Genomic DNA, 1,818 nt, shown 5'->3' with positions numbered 1-1,818 from the left:
TAAGTTCATAAAGAGAAGTATGACTTTACGGAAGCAACCAAAAGATTATATAAAATCTGAATGATACGAGCGTAGAAAGTTCCGATGATAAGAAAAAGAGGAATGGTTTCTTGTATTTTGTCATTTGATGCCGCATTGTTGCTTTATTGAGGAATAAGCAGAAGAGTTTTTGCCTTTATTTATTGGGGGAAACGCTCAAGGGATAAGAGAAATGACCCCGTTAAATTATGGTTCAAAAGAGTCAAAGCAAGGAGAATCACACGATACCAAAGTAAATCAGTTGCATGATCAGTGTGGGAATAATAAAAATAATCGTTCTGCTTTGTCACGAACAGAGACGTGCTCTGTCCTTGTTGATATAAAGAGACAGCAGAGAAGAAGACATTGTAAACAGAAACAGGTTTTAATTCAATCGAAGACAGCTTTTGAGTTTCATAGCCAAACAATGATAGGTGCTCAAAAAGCAAAAAAGCGCCAAGCACCTTTTCTTCGACGATTCTCTCAAGTAAAATCTCCACCTCTTTATGCGGCGCTTGATTTAGGAACGAATAATTGTCGTCTTCTTATCGCATCTCCTAGTGAACCTGGATATTTTCGTGTTGTTGATGCTTTTTCTCGTATTGTACGATTGGGAGAAGGTTTAATAAATAATGGTTTGCTTAAAACACAAGCTATGGATCGTGCGATTGAAGCATTAAAGATTTGTCGTTTAAAGCTAAAACAAAGGCATATTAAGCGTTATCGCTTGATTGCAACGGAAGCTTGCCGTTCAGCAGAAAATGGTAGATATTTTATTCAGCGTGTTCTGGATGAGACTGGTCTTGAATTGGAAATTGTTGATCGGCAAACAGAAGCGCGTTTTGCTGTTACAGGATGTAGTACACTTGTTGAACCAAATACTGAGGCAATTGTACTTTTTGATATTGGAGGAGGATCATCAGAAATTGTACTCCTTGATGTTTCTCAAAAGCGTTCTTTTCGTTTAGCAGGACAAATTACCGCTTGGACTTCTCTTCCTGTTGGAGTTGTTACGCTTGCTGAACGTTTTGGAGGGAATAATATTTGTTTAGACGATTTTGAAAAAATGAAAAATTATGTGCGAGGGCTGTTAAATAATTTTTCGGATCGCCATAAATTAGGAAAGTTAGCGCAAGGGTCGAAGTTTCATCTTTTGGGAACCTCCGGTACGGTTACGACTTTAGCAGGGATGTATCTTAATTTAGAGCGTTATGATAGGAGGAAAGTGGATGGCATTTGGATGGATGATGCAGACATTACTCTTATGACAAAACGCTTATTATCATGGGATATAGAAAAACGTGTCATAAATCCTTTTATTGGGCGAGAGAAAGCAGATTTAGTTTTAGCTGGTTGTGCAATTTTAGATGTTATTCGAGAAGTTTGGCCAAGTCAGCGTTTAAGAGTTGCTGATCGTGGCTTAAGGGAAGGAATTTTGATAGAGCTGATGTTACGCGATGGTGTATGGTGTCGACGTAGAAAGAGCAGAAATTTCAAGCGTTAGAGAATTAAATATGGAGACAATGAATAACGATGAAAAAAACAACAAAACCCCCAACGGGTGGCTATGGAGGTTCAGGGTCACATGAATTATATCAGCGCGTAAAAAAGAAAGCTGGAACCATTAAAGCTTCATCACGGCGATGGTTAGAGAGGCATTTGAATGATCCTTATGTTCATCAATCAAAAGTGGATGGTTATCGTTCGCGTGCGGCTTATAAACTCATTGAAATTAATGAACGTTATAAGTTTTTGAAAAAAGGCCAAAAGGTTATTGATCTAGGGGCAGCACCGGGGGGA

At 38.4% G+C, this 1,818-nt stretch carries 2 protein-coding genes; both read left to right on the top strand.

Annotation, left to right across the window (positions count from 1 at the left end):
- Window positions 1–211 precede the first annotated feature (211 nt).
- Window positions 212–1,522 carry a Ppx/GppA phosphatase family protein gene (locus tag BN338_RS08655; protein ID WP_051018519.1) on the top strand — a complete coding sequence of 437 codons (1,311 nt, stop codon included), beginning with the start codon at window positions 212–214 and terminating at the stop codon, window positions 1,520–1,522.
- Window positions 1,523–1,551: 29 nt separating this feature from the next.
- A partial coding sequence (locus BN338_RS08650; protein WP_039761073.1) for an SAM-dependent methyltransferase occupies window positions 1,552–1,818 on the top strand: 267 nt, incomplete at its 3' end.

This window comes from Bartonella queenslandensis AUST/NH15, from assembly GCF_000312585.1.
In the GTDB taxonomy this organism is placed as follows: Bacteria; Pseudomonadota; Alphaproteobacteria; order Rhizobiales; family Rhizobiaceae; genus Bartonella; species Bartonella queenslandensis_A.
This window is presented reverse-complemented; position numbering and strand designations above follow the sequence as displayed.

Bases quoted from the DNA above. Each gene is read 5' to 3' on its own strand.
- BN338_RS08655 (WP_051018519.1), top strand. From the start codon at position 212: ATGACCCCGTTAAATTATGGTTCAAAAGAGTCAAAGCAAGGAGAATCA.